Here is a 16,286-nt window from a genome sequence, read left to right on the forward strand (position 1 = left end):
GTAACAAAGAAAACATAATTTCTTAATAAAGCGACATACCCCAATAAAATAGTTACATTTCTACTACAGACCACTCTTTAGTTTTTTACTCGGTTTCAGTGGATCGATATACTTTCCCTCATCTCCAGAAACTGGATTTTGAAGTTGAATATTTTCCTTAAAAACCAACTTACCACGCTCTATTACATAAGCATCGTGTGACAGATCAGGTCCATAATATTTAAAATTCCCTTCCATACTTGGATCGGCTGCTACGATATGATCAAATTCTATCCTCGCTTCTGCTCCATTATATTTTAAATACATAGCAGCCTGTCTTGTAAAAGAAAAGATTTTTCGCGCCAATTTTGGGTCATCAGAAAAAACATGTGCACCAAAAGACACATCGCCGTTTGGAGCAAAATTCAGGATGTCTATTACCTTCTTTGTATAATCTGGGTGATGTCCTTTCCAACCTAAAACAATGTATTGGTTTTTAGCTAAAGGTACAATATCAAAATATTGTGCCCCATACCAATCTTTGTTAGACACGACAGTCAGGTCCGGAGAGTCAATTTGAAAGGTTTTATCAAGCAAAGGTGTCAGCTTGATAGTACCTGATTTATGCTGTATGGTACCATAATACAGGTAGGAGCCATCCTGTAAAGGCAAGTTCCAGCTTATAATTCGAAACGATTTATCTGGAGCACTCAGAATGGAAACCATCTTTAGCTTTTCAAAAGCAAAATAAAAAGAATTTGGTTCCTTTAGGGCAGAAACCAAAGTCTTCACAAAAGTAAAATTGCTTTCTATACGCTCTGTTTCTGCAATCTCTCCAAACATCCGGGAGCCAAGATTCAATAAACTATCTTGCCAAACAGTCATTTTAGAGTTATTCTGTCCATAACCAGATGAACAAATCATCAACAGACTAAACAATAAAAAGCAATTCCGAAGCATAGCTTATTGAAAACGTTCTAACAAAGCCTTGGTCGCTAAAATACCATCAATCTCGCTAAGTTCTTTTCCTTCATACTCAATCCCCACATAACCTTTATAACCTGCCTTTTTAACAATCTCCATCATTCTCGCATAATCAATTACCGCTTCATTTCCTTTATCATCGAAAACATTGGATTTAGCACTCACCCCCTTTGCATAAGGCATCAAATCAATTACTCCTTGATAACGGTCATACTCATAGAAATTTCCAAAATCAGGTAAGGAACCACAGTTCTTCTTGCCCACCGTCTTCAATACATCAGCCAACCAGTCGCCTAGCGAAGAAGTTCCGCCATGATTTTCTACAACAACATTGATTTTAGCCTTTTTACCGTATTCCGCTAGTGTGGATAAACTCTCGACCATGCGATCTTTCATTTCCTCTTTAGACCCTTTACCTGCAGCATTGACACGTATTGATTTACAACCTAAGAAATGTGCGGCATCAATCCACTTGTAATGATTTTCGACAGCTTGCTTACGCTTACTTTCATCTGCACCGGCCAACTCACCTTCACCATCCACCATGATCAAAACATTCGTCACACCGTTACTTTTAGCTCTATCGTTAAGGTCTTTCAAATACGTCATATCCTTAGCTTTATCTTTAAAAAACTGATTGACATACTCCACTCCATATATACCAAACTTCTTAGCTGCAAATTCAGGAAAATCAATATTCTTAAGTTCTCCCTTATTAATCGTGCGATGTAAAGACCATTCCGCAAGAGAAATATCAAACCATTTCTTCTTACCTGCAAAAACATCCAAATTCGGTGCCATAGCTAGTCCTGCTGTAGCTAGGCCCAAAGTTCTAATAAAATCTCTTCTTGAATTCATTTTTAGTTTGTTTAGATTGAAATATAAATTATTTATCTTTTAATATTCATATTAAATTAATATCCATATTCAATTCCCACCTATGTCTACAGACTACTATACTACCATGGATATGCTATATATTTGCCCATCCCGAGGTCAATACATCTACAAGATGCATCGTTTTAATCGGAATATGGTGTTTGTCAATATACGCCTGAAGCTGTAATAAACAAGATGCATCTGTTGAAATAATATAATCTGCATTCACAGCCTGTGCATTTTGAACCTTTTGCTCGGCCATCGCTGCCGAAATACCTTCAAACTTAACCGCAAAAGTACCGCCGAAACCACAACAGGTCTCCTGGCCTTTCATTTCCACCAATTCTAATCCACCGACCTGCGCTAATAATTTTCTAGGTTCTTCTTTTATCCCACAGTCCCTTAGTGCCGAACACGAATCATGATACACTGCGGTTCCAACTAATTCAGCACCAAAATAGTCCCTTTTAATTACATTAACTAAAAAATCAGAAATTTCGTATACATGACGTTGGATATTTCTGCACCGATTATGCTCAATAGAATTGGTAAATAGATCATTATAGCCTTTTTTAAGCATCCCAACACAGGATGCTGATGGTGCTACAATATAGTTTTCCTCCGTAAATTTCTTCAGGAAATTAGCGCCAACATCCTTAGCTTCATCCCAAAACCCTGCATTATAAGCAGGCTGCCCACAACAGGTCTGTTCACTGTTATATATAACCTCACAACCGACCCGTTCTAATAATTGTATAGTATTAAATGCAGTATCAGGATATAACTGATCTATAAAACAAGGAACAAACAACTCAACTTTCTTATCCATTAGAGACTTGTTTTAAATATGTATTATACCTCAAGGCCCTGATCAACAACAGGAAACCCAAAATAAAGAAAACCGATAGCGAAAGTGCAGAGTACCTAATATTATGAGTTATCTGCTCTATTAAACCAAAAAGGAATAGCCCCACTACAATGGCCAACTTCTCCGTAATGTCATAAAAACTAAAGAATGAAGTTGTATCCTCTAGATCCTGAGGCAATAGCTTCGAATAAGTAGACCGCGATAACGATTGTATACCTCCCATCAACAATCCCACCATAAATGCTAATCCATAAAATTGGATTTCGCTACTTAGATAGTAAGCCGACACACAAATTCCTACCCACAATAAAGTAACCATCATCAGCACCTTAATATTACCATAATGCTTTGCAAGATAAGACATCAGATAGGCTCCAATAATTGCCACCAATTGAATTAAAATAATAGTGACAATAAGCGACTCTTGCTCTAGATCAAGCTCTTTTTGACCAAACATCGTAGCCACCACCATTATGGTCTGTACACCCACGGAATTAAAGAAATAAGCTGGCAAGAACCGCTTAACAGCTTTATTCAGGCTGATTTGTTGCCAAACACTTCGAAACTCAGTATACACTCTTTCAAAAAGTCCCTTTCCTGAAGCATGCTCTGATGGCTGATTGTTGGGCAATACACGAAAGGGAATCATAGAGAAACCCAACCACCATATTCCAACCAACAAGAAAGAGAGACGAGCAGGAAATGATCTGTCCACAATTCCAAACCAATCGGGCTTCAGGACAAACACAAAACAAATGACCTGAATAGTCACACAACCTACATAACCATAAGCAAACCCTTTCGCACTCACCGCATCCTGCCGGTCTGGGCTCGCAATAATCGGCAAGTAAGAATTATTAATGGCAACACCACCTATATATCCCATGGCTGCCAGTGTAAAACACACTATTCCAAGTTCAAGGGTATCGAGCTTAAAAAAGAACAAGCCCATACAAGCCAAAGCACCAATATAGGTAAAGGTCTTCATAACCTGCATTTTCCGTCCATTAGCATCCGCATAAGCAGAAAGAAAAGGTAATGCTAATACCATAATCAGATAAGCTAGAGCTAGAGCATAATTAGATAGCACGGTGTTTATAACCTCTATTCCGAAGAAATCAACCCAATCATCACCGCCGGACTTTGAACTTGTAATCGCAATATAATAAATAGGAAAGATGGTGGAGGTAATGACAAGGTTATAAGCGGAGTTCGCCCAATCAAACATAGCCCAGGAACGGATTATTCTCTTGTCATTCTTTCTAAAATCTTGCATATTAAAAATTGAATAGCGAATATACCAATTGTTAAGACATAATTAATAATTCTGTCGAATAAACGTCATAATCCGTACCATCTCCTTTCGAATAGTAGACGTACTGCTCATAAAATTATTATTTAAAAAAGAAAATGCGTAACGCCTTCCTGTTCGGGTCACAAGATAACCAGACTGACAGTGAACCGCATGTATTGTACCTGTTTTGGCCCAAACAAAAGGCACTCCCTGATCCAACGCATAAGCATTTTTAAGTGTACCATCCACTCCCCCAGCTGGAAAATACAAGTAGCGTTGATTCTCATCGGGAATTAATTTCTTTATCTCCAACAACACCTGAATCAGACTCCGTGGAGACACTCTATTATAAGTGGATAGCCCGCTGCCATCGCGCAGTTCGATTGTATCCAAGAATCCACCATAATAGGCCTTATGGATTTCAGACCGCAAGGAATCCGTATAGAATCCCTGATAATGAATATCCGAAGATATCATTGTAAGGTGTTCGGCCAGAAAATTATCACTCGGCAACATCATTTCCCGTAAAACATGATTGCGGGGCACCGAATATAATGTCCTGATATCGATTGGCTTTTTATAATCGATCAGGGATCCCACCTCTCTGTGTAATGTATCCTGTAACAACTTTACAAGTAAGCTATCCGACCAGATAAAAGGTCTACTCGTACGATAGCCTGATGGCACATTCACAGAAGTCATCTCAAATCGATTCGAATTCAAGTCCCTTTTGACCGAAAAATATTTACTTGACCTTTCACTGATAGCAATCTCACGGTCAAAATAACTTGGCTCCGCTATTATCCCTTTTCCACTTGCTTTAAAACGCACCAGATTACCGTAAATTGGAAAACTGCTTATTTCAGGTTGATAGTCATACGCATAATCTTCGATAGCCCATCCCTCTCTATACGCAGGCTCAGAAGAGAACTGAGGAACATAGAAGAGTTTTTTAGAAGAAGACAAGAGAAAATCATAGACTCTCCCATTATCTAATTTTGGATGTAAGAATGTTGGATCTCCAGTCCCCCAAAAAATTAGAGAGTCTCCACGTTCAACATATTGAATACCAGGAATAGAGTCCCCAATTATTTTTAATGATGCGAACAAAGTAAACACTTTCGTATTAGAGGCTGGAATAAAATGCTGATCTTCCTGCTTTCCAAAAACGAACTTACTACTGTCCAAATCATAGAGACTAAAACCAAAGTGATGCCTAGGTAGTATGGAAGATTTTGAAAATTGTTCCTCCAGTGCAGAAAAATCCTGTGCTCCAACCCACCTTATAGAAAACAAAAAAATTAGCGTTAGGCAATAAGGGAAATATCTTTTCATTTTAGAAAGATATAAAAAACAGTTCTCTATTAAAAGGAAATTGACAAAAAACAATATTATAACCTCCAGAAACAGCATAAATATAAAAACCGCTAAACATTCCCTGTTTGGAATAATTTAGCGGTTTCGCAAAGATCTATAGCGTATTTCTACTTTTCCACTTCTAGAAAATTTGGATTTTCTGCGGCAGATTCATCAAACTCACCTTCCCATTTAGCCACGACAACCGTAGCCAAACAGTTTCCAATTACATTGACCGAAGTACGTGCCATATCCATCAGCTCGTCTATACCAAGAATAGCAGCAATAACAAACGTAGGTAAACCAAATTGATCGGCTGTAGCTATCAATACAATCAATGATGCCCGAGGAACCGCTGCTACACCTTTTGATGTTATCATCAATGTAAAAGCAATCAACAGTTGCTGTCCTATACTTAACTCTATACCAGCAGCCTGGGCAACAAATATCGAAGCCAAGGACAAGTAAAGCGATGTGCCATCCAAATTAAAACTATATCCCGTAGGGATAACAAAAGATACGATTTTACGTGGAACACCAAATTTTTCCATGTTTTCCATTGCTTTTGGCAAAGCGGCGTCAGAACTTGTTGTTGCAAATGCGATAGACACAGGCTCTTTGATCGCATTTATAAATTGCTTTACAGGTACCTTCAGGTATAATGCAACAGGAAATAGCACGAGCAACAAGAACGCGATCAAAGCAATATAAAGGCTCATCAACAACATAAAGAGATTCTTTAGGATATCGACCCCTAAATGACCCACCGTGTACGCCATAGCAGCTCCAACACCAATTGGCGCAAAGAGCATTACAAGGTTTGTGAATTTAAACATAGCCTCTGAGAGACTCTCCGTAAAATCCACCAAGGGCTTTCGTTTCTTTTCATTGACCATAGCCAACCCTATCCCAAACAAAACACCGAAGATAACAATCTGTAAAACTTTATTTTCATACACCGACTTTACAATATTCTCCGGAAAAGTATCTCGAATGAAAGCGTTGAACTTATAAACTCCATGCACTTCCTTTGCAATATGATCTAACACCTTCTGGTCAGCTACACTTACAGCAGAGGTTGTAGGCAACTCCTCATGTGGCATATGCTCTATATCCACGCCTACTCCTGCCTTTGTAATATTGATAACGGCCAAACCGATAAAGATTGCACAGGTTGTAGCGCAGAAAAAGTATAACATGGATTTCCATGCCATACGCCCAACAGACTTCAGGTCGGAATGCCCAGCAATACCAAAGACCAACGTTGCAAATAAAATAGGTCCTACAATCGTCTTTACCAATTTAATAAACCCTTGACTCAATGGGTGCATCGCAATGGCCAGATCAGGAAAATCTAATCCGACAAAAACACCTAATACGAGACAGGTCATTATCCAGGTTGTCAGGTTTTTTCTAACCAAGGCATTTAAGACCAACACCGCAGCTGTCAACCAACGCACCCCCTTCATCACGGAAGGCGAAACACCAAACAAGTCAAACTCGTAGAAAAGGGTTATAATTATTGCAATAGTAATTGTAACGAGCGTCACAAAACCTACTTTCTTTTTCGACATCTACTATTTATTTTAAGATTACATAATTTATGATTACAGCAAAAATAAAAAAATAGGTAGGTTTCACAAACTCTTTTAAATAGAAAGCAAACAAAAAAGCACGACAATGTTGTCGTGCTTCTTATAAATCTATAATATTCTGTGCTTCTATTCGGCGTGCAACCACGCTTTCTTAGACAACAATTCTTCTTCTGACTCAACCACATCTTCATCCTCCACACAACAGTCCACCGGACATACAGCGGCACATTGAGGCTCATCATGAAAACCAACACATTCAGTACACTTATCAGACACGATATAATACACCTCATCCGAAATAGCATCCTGTGATGCTCCTGCATCAATTGTCACCCCATCACCAAAGTCAATCACACCATCTAAAGCCGTACCGTCAGCAAATTTCCAAGGCACACCTGCATCATATATCGCATTATTGGGGCATTCCGGTTCGCATGCGCCGCAATTAATACATTCATCTGTAATTTTTATCGCCATTTATAACCTCACAATTATAATAAATAAACTAATTTTGTACGTCAAAGGTAAATATTGGATTTATAACTAGCACAAAAAAAGTATATAACTTTAGTCGTTTATCCAATTATTTGACATTACAAAGATAAATCAAAAATTTATCAGAACGATTCTAAATAATATATTTTGACAAAGCAAGAACGGATAGCAGCCTTTGCTAAATTAGGAGAATGGTTGTCTAAACTAGATGAGGAGACAACACAATTAGTAGCGCGATTACACCACAAAAACCCCTGGTATACGATGGACAATGTCCTTCGTCAGATGCACGCTCTGGGTAATAATCTTACCTTAGAAAAACTAAGTACCTGGATTGCTCAATATCCTGCTGAAGAAAGCAAAAAAACAGTAGGTCTAGTGCTAGCAGGCAATCTACCACTTGTTGGCTTTCATGATATATTGTCTTCTGCGATTATGGGCTTCAGCGTAAAAATCAAAGCCTCATCCGATGACGCAGGTTTAACCCAACTTGTGATCAACCACTTGATTCAAATTGAACCTTTATTTGCCGAAAAAATAACCCTAGTAGATAAACTAGCAGATTTCGATCTCATTATCGCTACAGGATCCAACAACTCAGCTCGTTATTTTGAATACTATTTCGGCCAAAAGCCCCATATCATTCGAAAAAACCGAAATTCTGTTGCAGTACTAACAGGCGATGAAAGCACCGAAGAACTTGTGGGGCTTGGTAATGATATTTTTAATTACTTTGGTTTAGGCTGTCGATCAGTATCCAAACTATATTTTCCGAAAGACTACCCTATTGCGACTTTCTTCGAGGCTATAGAACAATTTAGTCCGATAAGAGACCATTTCAAATACAACAACAATTACGACTATAATAAATCAATTTATCTAATCAACAAAGACAAGCATTATGACAATGGTTTTCTATTGCTGAAAGAAGACTCCAATCTATCTTCACCGCTAGCAGTAGTGTTCTATGAAGAGTATGCTGATATTAAAGGATTGGAATCTATACTGAACAGCCACCAGGAAGATATTCAATGTGTTGTATCTCAACAAAGGTTACAGATTAAGTCTCCTAATTTTGGTTTGGGTGAGAGTCAACAACCTGCATTAGATGACTATGCAGATGGTGTAAACACGTTAGATTTCCTAGCTCAACACCAATAATTCTTTAATTTGAAAAAAAAAATTAACTTTGTTTTATGTATGTAATAAAAGTAAAAGGTGTCGCTAAAATCCCAGACTATGTCCAATTGCGAGACGATTCGTTTACTTTACTAGCGTATTTCCGAGTAGATAGACCAGACAAATCTTTAGACAAGATTGGATTGGGTGAAAAAGCCGATCAGATCATGAAAATTGTCAATGAGCTACCCTTTGGTCAAATTAAGAAAATTGAACTTTGATGATGGCACAAAATACTGTAATAAGACTAAGAAACGTAGATATATACCAACAAAAACATCTGGTTTTATCCAATGTTAATCTAGAAATTGCACAAGGAGAATTTCTGTACCTAATTGGTCAGTCCGGAACTGGTAAAAGTAGTTTATTAAAAATCATTTATGGTGACCTCTACATTTCTAATGGAGAAGGATTAGTTGCCGGCTTTGACCTTAAGAAACTACGTGAATCCGAAGTTCCTTTTCTAAGACGTAAATTAGGAATCGTTTTTCAGGACTTCCATTTATTGAATGACCGAACCATAGAAAAAAATCTAGAGTTTGCCTTAAAAGCAACAGGTTGGACAGACAAAGGTCTTATACAAAATAGAATGCTCGATGTATTGGAAAAAGTTGGACTTCGCTCTAAACTCAAAAAAATGCCTCATGAACTGTCCGGAGGGGAGCAGCAACGTGTAGTAATCGCACGCGCACTTCTCAATGATCCAGAAATTATCTTAGCAGATGAGCCTACAGGTAATCTAGACCCTGCCACTTCCGAAGAGATTGTCCTTTTATTACGTGATATTGCATCTTCTGGCACAGCCGTTCTAATGGCTACACATGATTACCAGATCATTCGTAATATGCCTGCACGCATTATTAAAACGGAAGATGGTGCTATGCATGACAATGTAAGCATTTAAAACAACTGACAAAACAAAGTATAATCCGACACTTTGCATGTATTTACTACAAAATACTGACAAGGTGTCGGATATTTTTATAATGGCAAATTTTTTGAATACGCTACGGCAGCTATTGAAGCACATAAAAACTAGGTGGATGATGAACGAACAAGAACATATTCAAGACGAAGAAAACTTAGCTCAGGACAACAACACAGTCCAGAATGAGGCTGAAGAATTATCTATTGAAGAATCTCTAACAAATCAATTGGCAGAAGCGAACGATAAATACGCTCGTCTATTTGCTGAGTTTGATAATTATAAAAAGAGAACTTCTAAGGAACGCGTAGAACTAATACAAACTGCAGGTCAAGGCGTAATTTCAAAATTATTACCTGTCCTAGACGACTTTGACAGAGCACTTGCCGCAATGGCCAATGCTCAAGATGTAGAAGGCATCAAACAGGGAATAGAACTCGTCAGCAATAAATTCAAAAAACTTCTTGAGAACGAAGGGCTTAAAGAGATGGAAACAAACGGACAACCGTTTGATGCTGATTTCCAAGAAGCAATCACCAGCATCCCCGCACCTTCTGAAGACCTTAAGAATAAAGTAATAGACACTGTAGAAAAAGGCTACTTCTTAAATGATAAAGTAATCCGTTTTGCTAAAGTGGTCATAGGACAATAAGAAATAGAAGAGGAATGTCGAAGAGAGATTATTATGATGTACTTGGTGTATCTCGTCAAGCAGATGCAGCAGAGATAAAATCAGCTTATCGCAAACTAGCAATCAAATTCCACCCGGACAAAAATCCTGGGGATAAAGAAGCGGAAGAGAATTTTAAAGAGGCGGCGGAGGCCTATGAGATTTTAAGTAATCAAGAGAAAAAAGCACGCTACGACCAATTTGGTCATTCTGGAAATTCTGGTGGTTTTGGTGGCGGTGGTATGAATATGGATGACATATTCAGCCAATTTGGTGACATCTTTGGTGGAGGTCACCCATTTGAAAGCTTTTTTGGAGGAGGTTCCCGTTCTGGAGGACGCCGGGTTCAGAAAGGCAGCAATTTACGTATAAAAGTAAAACTCACCCTTGAAGAAATAGCAAAAGGGACTGAAAAGAAAGTCAAAGTCAACAAGCAGATTGTATGTAAGACTTGTGACGGTTCAGGAGCTAAAGATAAGTCTTCTTTCCATACGTGTAAAACATGTGGAGGAGCAGGATCTGTAAGACGTGTCACTAATACTATTTTAGGACAAATGCAAACGACCAGCACCTGTCCGACCTGTAATGGCGAAGGCGTAGAAATCACAGCTAAATGTACAACCTGTAAAGGCGAAGGTCTAGAAAGAGGCGAAGAAACAATAACGATCAATATCCCCGCTGGTGTCAGTGAGGGTATGCAACTATCGATGACCGGAAAAGGTAACGCAGCTCCTCGAGGAGGAATAGCTGGAGACCTTATCATCTTAGTTGAAGAAGTTCAGCACGAATCGCTCAAACGCGACGGCATCAACGTTATCTACGATTTATACATTAATTTTGCTGACGCAGCACTGGGCACTAGTGTCGAGGTACCAACCATAGATGGTAAAGCTAAGATAAAAATCGACGCAGGTACACAAGGCGGAAAAATATTAAGACTTAAAGGTAAAGGTATCCCAGAGGTAAACTCTTACCACAAAGGCGACCAATTGATATATGTCAATATATGGACACCTAAGGCCGTATCTTCCGAAGAGCGCGAAGTTTTAGAAAAACTTAAAGGTTCGGCAAACTTTAAACCGCAACCTGGAAAAAGCGAGAAATCATTCTTCGAACGAATCAAAGAATATTTTGAGTAAATTAAAAGGGACTGTTTTGTAACAGTCCCTTTTAATTTAATGGTATAGGATCCACTAATTTAAACCGAAACTTAACGATTTCATCACCCCGTTTTACTTCAAGTGATACCCCATATTGATCACGAGCCTGCAACTTCCCCTTAATACTTTCCAACGTCATCTTTCCTGCATATTTACCATTTATCTTATAAATGCTATCTCCTTCCTTTACTCCTGCCAAATAAGCTGGAGAACCAATTCGAACATGCTGTATCACATAAGCAGGCACTAATTCAATTTGATACAACACATCATTGCTTAGATTGATTGTAGTACCTTCGTTGGAGGTTGTTCCCAATGGTTTTGTCCCAGTTCTACTTTTTAACCAGGAAAAACCAACATGCCGGACCTCCAATCCACTCATATCAATATTAAAAGGATCACCAAATAGTTTGTTTTTACGGAGGTACATCACGCTGTCTGCATAATCAAAGATTACATCAAATCGGGACATGATTTGATTACCAATAGAGCCAACCCTCCGCTCTACCAATCTTCTAGCGCTATATGAATTGGTGTCTGGGTAAGATACAAACAACCGCTTAAAATTCCATTTAGCGACTGTTACTCCGTCTATCCTATTTCGCTTACCATAGATATTACCATTAAATCCCTGTCCCAAAAATTCATAAACATAAGGTTTTGAGATCTTATAATCCGTCAATGTCGTCGGGAAAATCATTAAAGGATCGGAATTACCAAGGTCGACCAACATTCTTGAATTCTCAAAGAGCTTACCGCCGCTACTTATGGTAATATCTACAAACGGACGATCTTTCACAAGATCCAGTTTAACGGCTGTATATTTACTTAAGTCTTTGTCCAGATCCCCCAAAGACTTAAAGACATGTAATTTTTTCCGGACATAGTCAATTCGTATCAGGTGGTTCTGAAAAAAATTACTTCCAAGAACCCCATGTATAGGCACCCCAATATTCTTCGAAAGATTAATCGTACTATCGGTAATTACATAGAGATCGTGATGATGATCAGTCAATATCGAATCACCTAGTGCCAATACATTATCCAAAGACAGCAATCCTTGAATTCCCTGATCTACTCCAAGCCCTTGAAAATTATAAGAAGATACATTTCTTAAAATAGCAGAATCTACCGCACCAAATAACATAGTCTCCTTAACTCCGGTATCGAGGATAAAAGTCAATGGCTCTCCATTCAGTTGAATAGGCAACATAATGATATGATTGGTAATATCAATTGGAATTACCACCTTATTCATATTAGCCTTAAAATCCCACTGCTGCGCCCTTACCCCTGTATAAGACTGCACTATAAGCGAGAGGAATAAGGTAATAAAAAGTCTAAAAATAGGAGAACGAGCACCGCTATCGGGTACATTCCTGTACAAACCTATAGTTTCGAAAGAATCGGAAAAATTAGGGTTCACATACATTGGTTCTCATTTTACACCTAAACTTAGATAAAAAGATGCATTGAAAAAAGCTAAAACAATAAAAAAGCCTGCATCCGGGCGGATGCAGACTTCCTATTAACCAATTATAAACTTAAATTATGAGAACTCAAAGATACGACTTAATGTTTAAACTTCAAATATTTTGTGCGTTTTTTTGCATTTTCTTTCGTTATCTATCCACTTCTCCTAACACAATATCAATAGAGCCTAGAATAGCGATCAAATCTGCGATTAGCACCCCTTTCCCAAGCTCAGGTAAAACTGAAAGATTATTAAAACTTGGCCCTCTTGCCTTTAAACGCAAAGGAATATCTGATTTATCTTTCGTTTCAAAATAGAAACCCAGCTCCCCTTTCGGATTTTCTGCACGTACATAGTAATTTTGCGCCTTCATTGTAGCTTTTTTAGGCACCATCGCACGAGGATCAAAATCAGGCAAACGCGCAAAATCTGACATCAACCTTGCAAGACATTGCTCTATGATTTTTACTGATTCATAAATTTCATCAACCCTCACCTTATACCTGTCCCAAGAATCACCTACCGTCCCCATAAGTCCCTTACCTACGGGTATCTCAAAATCCAATTCAGGATATACAGAATACCCATCAACTCGTCGAAGATCCCATTTTATACCACTAGCACGTAGCATAGGTCCCGAACATCCGTAGTTGATCGCAACGTCCGAAGGCAAAACTCCAACATTAGCTGTACGGGAGATAAATATCTGATTACTGGACAGCAATCCATCCAATTCGGCCAACTTCGGTTTGAAATAAGCAATAAACTCTTTGCAACGCTGTTCAAACCCCACCGGCAAATCATAAAACAAACCACCTACCCAAATATAATTATATAACATGCGCGAACCGGAAGCCCACTCCAGCATATTCATAATATGTTCCCTATCTCTAAAACACCACATAAAAGGTGTGAATGCTCCAATATCAATCCCATAGGTACCTATAGCAATCAGATGAGAAGCAATCCTATTCAATTCACACACTAAGACACGGATGTATTCCACACGTTTAGGCAAATGCTGTTCTATTCCCAGCATTCGCTCTACTCCCATGACGAATGCATGGCTATTATTCATGGAAGCTAAATAGTCCAACCGATCCGTAAAAGGAATACTCTTACCGTAGTTCATTGATTCAGCATGCTTATCAAAACAACGATGTAAATACCCCAAATGTGGGATGACATCCTTTACAAGTTCTCCATCAGTAACGAGCTCCAGTCGCAATACTCCGTGCGTGGAGGGGTGCTGTGGCCCCATATTAATAATCATCTCCGTAGATCCGATTTGCTGCATTCTCTCCAAATACTGCTGATATCCTTGATTATACTTTGTATGCATATTGTGATCTAATTCTTGATAGGAATGCCATGATAACTATCAGGGTCTTCATAATCTTTACGTAACGGAAATCCTTCCCAATCATCTGGTAATAATATGCGCCTTAAATCAGGGTGATCTGTAAAATAAATCCCCATAAGGTCAAATGCCTCCCGTTCGTGCCAATCTGCGGTACGCCAGACCATACTCACAGAAGGTACTTCTGGTAAGTGTTCCAGACTGCGTTCTTGCTCAATTTCTACCCGCAGTGTCAATTGTAATTGAAATGGAATAGAAGTCAAGTTATATACTACCGCAAAGCGCGCCTCAGGGAAATAATCCACCGCAGTGATATTAGCTAGAAAATCGAAATAAAATGTCGGATGGTCCCGCAACCATAGGCACACCTCTCTCAGCCTTGCTGGTGCGACAGTCAGCGTATCCTGAAGCCCTGCATCAGTCAATTTGACCACATCTGATCCAAATACCTTATCTATTTCTTCTTTTAATTGTTTGATCATGGTGCTAATCGATTAACTACCCAGCCATTTTCTTCTAAAAAATAAACAATTCTATCATGTAGTCTAGAGCTTCGTCCTTGCCAGAATTCTACCTTAACAGGCTTAACCAAATACCCTCCCCAAAAAGGAGGTCGCTCTACCACATCAGATAGGCCAAATTTTTGTTCATAGAAATCCACACGTTGTTCCAAAAAATCGCGATCTGGAATGATCTGACTTTGCGGTGAGGCCCATGCCCCTATTCGGCTCCCCTTTGGCCTAGACGCAAAATACTCATCTGAATCTTCCTGGCATAAGCGTTCCACTAAGCCTTCAATACGCACTTGTCGTTGCAGCTCAGGCCAGAAAAACAGCAAACTCACTTTAGCACAGCGAGCCATATCCAATCCCTTTTGGCTTTCATAATTCGTAAAAAAGCTAAAACCATCTGCTTTGATATCCTTCAATAATACAATTCTAGCCGAAGGAAAGTCCCCCTCATTAATTGTCGCCAGTGTCATCGCATTAGGCTCTATCACTTTCGCGTGCAAAGCCTGATCAAACCAATGTGTAAACTGCACAACAGGATCGGCATGCACCTGCTGTTCCGAAAGAGAGTCTTTCGCATAATCCTCTCTAATTGCTGCAATATTTTTATGATCGATTGCCATAGGATGTATATTTTGTTTGACAAACTTACTAAATGCAACACAAAAGAATGTCATCTTTTGACCCTTTTTAAGGCTAATACCCATAGAAGTCGACCATTTACGTAGATTTTCTATCCGAGCAAGAATACAGCATAAGTCATAATTGTTTATAAAACCAAATTTGTCTAAGTTTATACTAAAATAATATAATAAGCGATGTTCAATCAAAACATGCCCACACAAGGAAGTCTCTTGATTTCAGAACCCTTTATACTCGATTCCAACTTCGAACGCTCCGTTATTGTCCTTTGTGAACACGACAATGAAGGAACTGTCGGATTGGTCTTAAACCATCGCTCAAACCTTGTACTATCCGATATAATAACAACTGTAATATCCGAAAAATTCCCAGTCTATATAGGCGGGCCAGTACAAAACGACGCTTTATTTTTCCTCCACCAAGCTCCCGATAAGATAGTAGACAGTATACCTATTGGAACAGATCTATTTTGGGGCGGGGACTTAGAGCAGGCGATTCTATTAATCAATGAAAACATCATCGAGCCTCAAGAGATAAAGTTCTTCCTTGGTTATTCAGGCTGGTCAGCAGGCCAATTAGAGGATGAGATAAAACAGAACACATGGGTTATTCATAATTCATTCAAACACGAACTTCCTTTTCTGATAGATGGCGAAGAGCTTTGGAAACAAGCTTTAATCAGTTTGGGGCCAAAGTACGCACATGTTGCCAACTTCCCAAAGAATCCTTATCTAAATTAAAGCTAGCGAGAAAGAATTATCTTTGAATATCAAGTAAAACAAAAAAGCCTCTCATTTCTGAGAAGCCTTTAGAAGCGGGTAAGTAATCGGGCTCGAACCGACGACCCCTAGAACCACAATCTAGTGCTCTAACCAACTGAGCTATACCTACCGTGTTTGTGATACAAAAGTAGGTTT

General features: G+C 38.8%; 17 protein-coding genes and 1 tRNA gene. 6 read left to right on the forward strand and 12 right to left on the reverse strand.

Features of this window, described 5'->3' with window-relative positions:
• Positions 1 to 63: 63 nt before the first annotated feature.
• From JKG64_RS08985 to JKG64_RS09015, 7 genes are all read right to left on the reverse strand, one after another.
• Positions 64 to 864, reverse strand: a complete 801-nt coding sequence (locus JKG64_RS08985) for a hypothetical protein (protein ID WP_210353953.1) — start codon at positions 862 to 864, stop codon at positions 64 to 66.
• Positions 865 to 942: 78 nt separating this feature from the next.
• Positions 943 to 1,821, reverse strand: a complete 879-nt coding sequence (locus JKG64_RS08990; protein WP_210353954.1) for a sugar phosphate isomerase/epimerase family protein — start codon at positions 1,819 to 1,821, stop codon at positions 943 to 945.
• Positions 1,822 to 1,936: 115 nt separating this feature from the next.
• Positions 1,937 to 2,671 carry a (Fe-S)-binding protein gene (locus JKG64_RS08995; protein WP_210353955.1) on the reverse strand — a complete coding sequence of 245 codons (735 nt, stop codon included), beginning with the start codon at positions 2,669 to 2,671 and terminating at the stop codon, positions 1,937 to 1,939.
• Positions 2,664 to 3,986, reverse strand: coding sequence for an MFS transporter (locus tag JKG64_RS09000; protein ID WP_210353956.1), 1,323 nt, complete (start codon positions 3,984 to 3,986; stop codon positions 2,664 to 2,666). Before JKG64_RS09000 ends, JKG64_RS08995 begins: the two co-directional genes overlap by 8 nt.
• 42 nt (positions 3,987 to 4,028) lie before the next feature.
• Positions 4,029 to 5,339 (reverse strand): D-alanyl-D-alanine carboxypeptidase/D-alanyl-D-alanine-endopeptidase, encoded by a 1,311-nt coding sequence (locus JKG64_RS09005; RefSeq protein ID WP_246512510.1) that lies wholly within the window; start codon positions 5,337 to 5,339, stop codon positions 4,029 to 4,031.
• A gap of 149 nt (positions 5,340 to 5,488) precedes the next feature.
• Positions 5,489 to 6,934, reverse strand: a complete 1,446-nt coding sequence (locus JKG64_RS09010; protein WP_210353957.1) for a dicarboxylate/amino acid:cation symporter — start codon at positions 6,932 to 6,934, stop codon at positions 5,489 to 5,491.
• A 147-nt stretch (positions 6,935 to 7,081) separates the two neighbouring features.
• Positions 7,082 to 7,432, reverse strand: coding sequence for a 4Fe-4S dicluster domain-containing protein (locus JKG64_RS09015; RefSeq protein ID WP_210353958.1), 351 nt, complete (start codon positions 7,430 to 7,432; stop codon positions 7,082 to 7,084).
• Between the two features lie 165 nt (positions 7,433 to 7,597).
• Here JKG64_RS09015 and JKG64_RS09020 point away from each other — a divergent pair, with 165 nt between their 5' ends.
• From JKG64_RS09020 to dnaJ, 5 genes are read left to right on the forward strand one after another with little or no spacing between them, the layout of a single operon-like run.
• The gene (locus tag JKG64_RS09020) at positions 7,598 to 8,611 is read left to right on the forward strand and encodes an acyl-CoA reductase (RefSeq protein WP_210353959.1); all 1,014 of its coding nucleotides are present in this window, start codon (positions 7,598 to 7,600) and stop codon (positions 8,609 to 8,611) included.
• 35 nt (positions 8,612 to 8,646) lie between these two features.
• Entirely contained in the window at positions 8,647 to 8,850 is a 204-nt protein-coding gene (locus tag JKG64_RS23030; protein ID WP_246512511.1) for a fructose-6-phosphate aldolase, read from the forward strand.
• A gap of 2 nt (positions 8,851 to 8,852) precedes the next feature.
• Positions 8,853 to 9,533 carry a cell division ATP-binding protein FtsE gene (locus JKG64_RS09025; RefSeq protein WP_133585103.1) on the forward strand — a complete coding sequence of 227 codons (681 nt, stop codon included), beginning with the start codon at positions 8,853 to 8,855 and terminating at the stop codon, positions 9,531 to 9,533.
• Positions 9,534 to 9,570: 37 nt separating this feature from the next.
• Entirely contained in the window at positions 9,571 to 10,206 is a 636-nt protein-coding gene (locus JKG64_RS09030; protein ID WP_246512512.1) for a nucleotide exchange factor GrpE, read from the forward strand.
• 14 nt (positions 10,207 to 10,220) lie between these two features.
• Entirely contained in the window at positions 10,221 to 11,363 is a 1,143-nt protein-coding gene (gene dnaJ, locus JKG64_RS09035) for a molecular chaperone DnaJ (RefSeq protein WP_210353960.1), read from the forward strand.
• A 31-nt stretch (positions 11,364 to 11,394) separates the two neighbouring features.
• Here dnaJ and JKG64_RS09040 read toward each other — a convergent pair whose 3' ends face one another.
• The 4 genes from JKG64_RS09040 to pdxH form a co-directional block, all read right to left on the reverse strand.
• On the reverse strand, positions 11,395 to 12,816 hold the full coding sequence (locus tag JKG64_RS09040; RefSeq protein WP_210353961.1) for a PDZ domain-containing protein: 1,422 nt from the start codon (positions 12,814 to 12,816) through the stop codon (positions 11,395 to 11,397).
• A 190-nt stretch (positions 12,817 to 13,006) separates the two neighbouring features.
• Positions 13,007 to 14,200, reverse strand: a complete 1,194-nt coding sequence (locus JKG64_RS09045) for an NADH-quinone oxidoreductase subunit D (RefSeq protein ID WP_380893073.1) — start codon at positions 14,198 to 14,200, stop codon at positions 13,007 to 13,009.
• An 8-nt stretch (positions 14,201 to 14,208) separates the two neighbouring features.
• Entirely contained in the window at positions 14,209 to 14,700 is a 492-nt protein-coding gene (locus tag JKG64_RS09050) for an NADH-quinone oxidoreductase subunit C (RefSeq protein ID WP_210353962.1), read from the reverse strand.
• Positions 14,697 to 15,350 carry a pyridoxamine 5'-phosphate oxidase gene (gene pdxH / locus JKG64_RS09055; RefSeq protein ID WP_210353963.1) on the reverse strand — a complete coding sequence of 218 codons (654 nt, stop codon included), beginning with the start codon at positions 15,348 to 15,350 and terminating at the stop codon, positions 14,697 to 14,699. Before pdxH ends, JKG64_RS09050 begins: the two co-directional genes overlap by 4 nt.
• Positions 15,351 to 15,545: 195 nt before the next feature.
• Here pdxH and JKG64_RS09060 point away from each other — a divergent pair, with 195 nt between their 5' ends.
• Entirely contained in the window at positions 15,546 to 16,109 is a 564-nt protein-coding gene (locus JKG64_RS09060; RefSeq protein ID WP_210353964.1) for a YqgE/AlgH family protein, read from the forward strand.
• A gap of 77 nt (positions 16,110 to 16,186) precedes the next feature.
• Here JKG64_RS09060 and JKG64_RS09065 read toward each other — a convergent pair.
• Positions 16,187 to 16,260: transfer RNA gene (locus JKG64_RS09065), tRNA-His, on the reverse strand.
• Between the last annotated feature and the right edge of the window lie 26 nt (positions 16,261 to 16,286).

Origin of the sequence: Sphingobacterium tabacisoli, assembly GCF_017908035.1 — a bacterium.
Lineage (GTDB): Bacteria > Bacteroidota > Bacteroidia > Sphingobacteriales > Sphingobacteriaceae > Sphingobacterium > Sphingobacterium tabacisoli.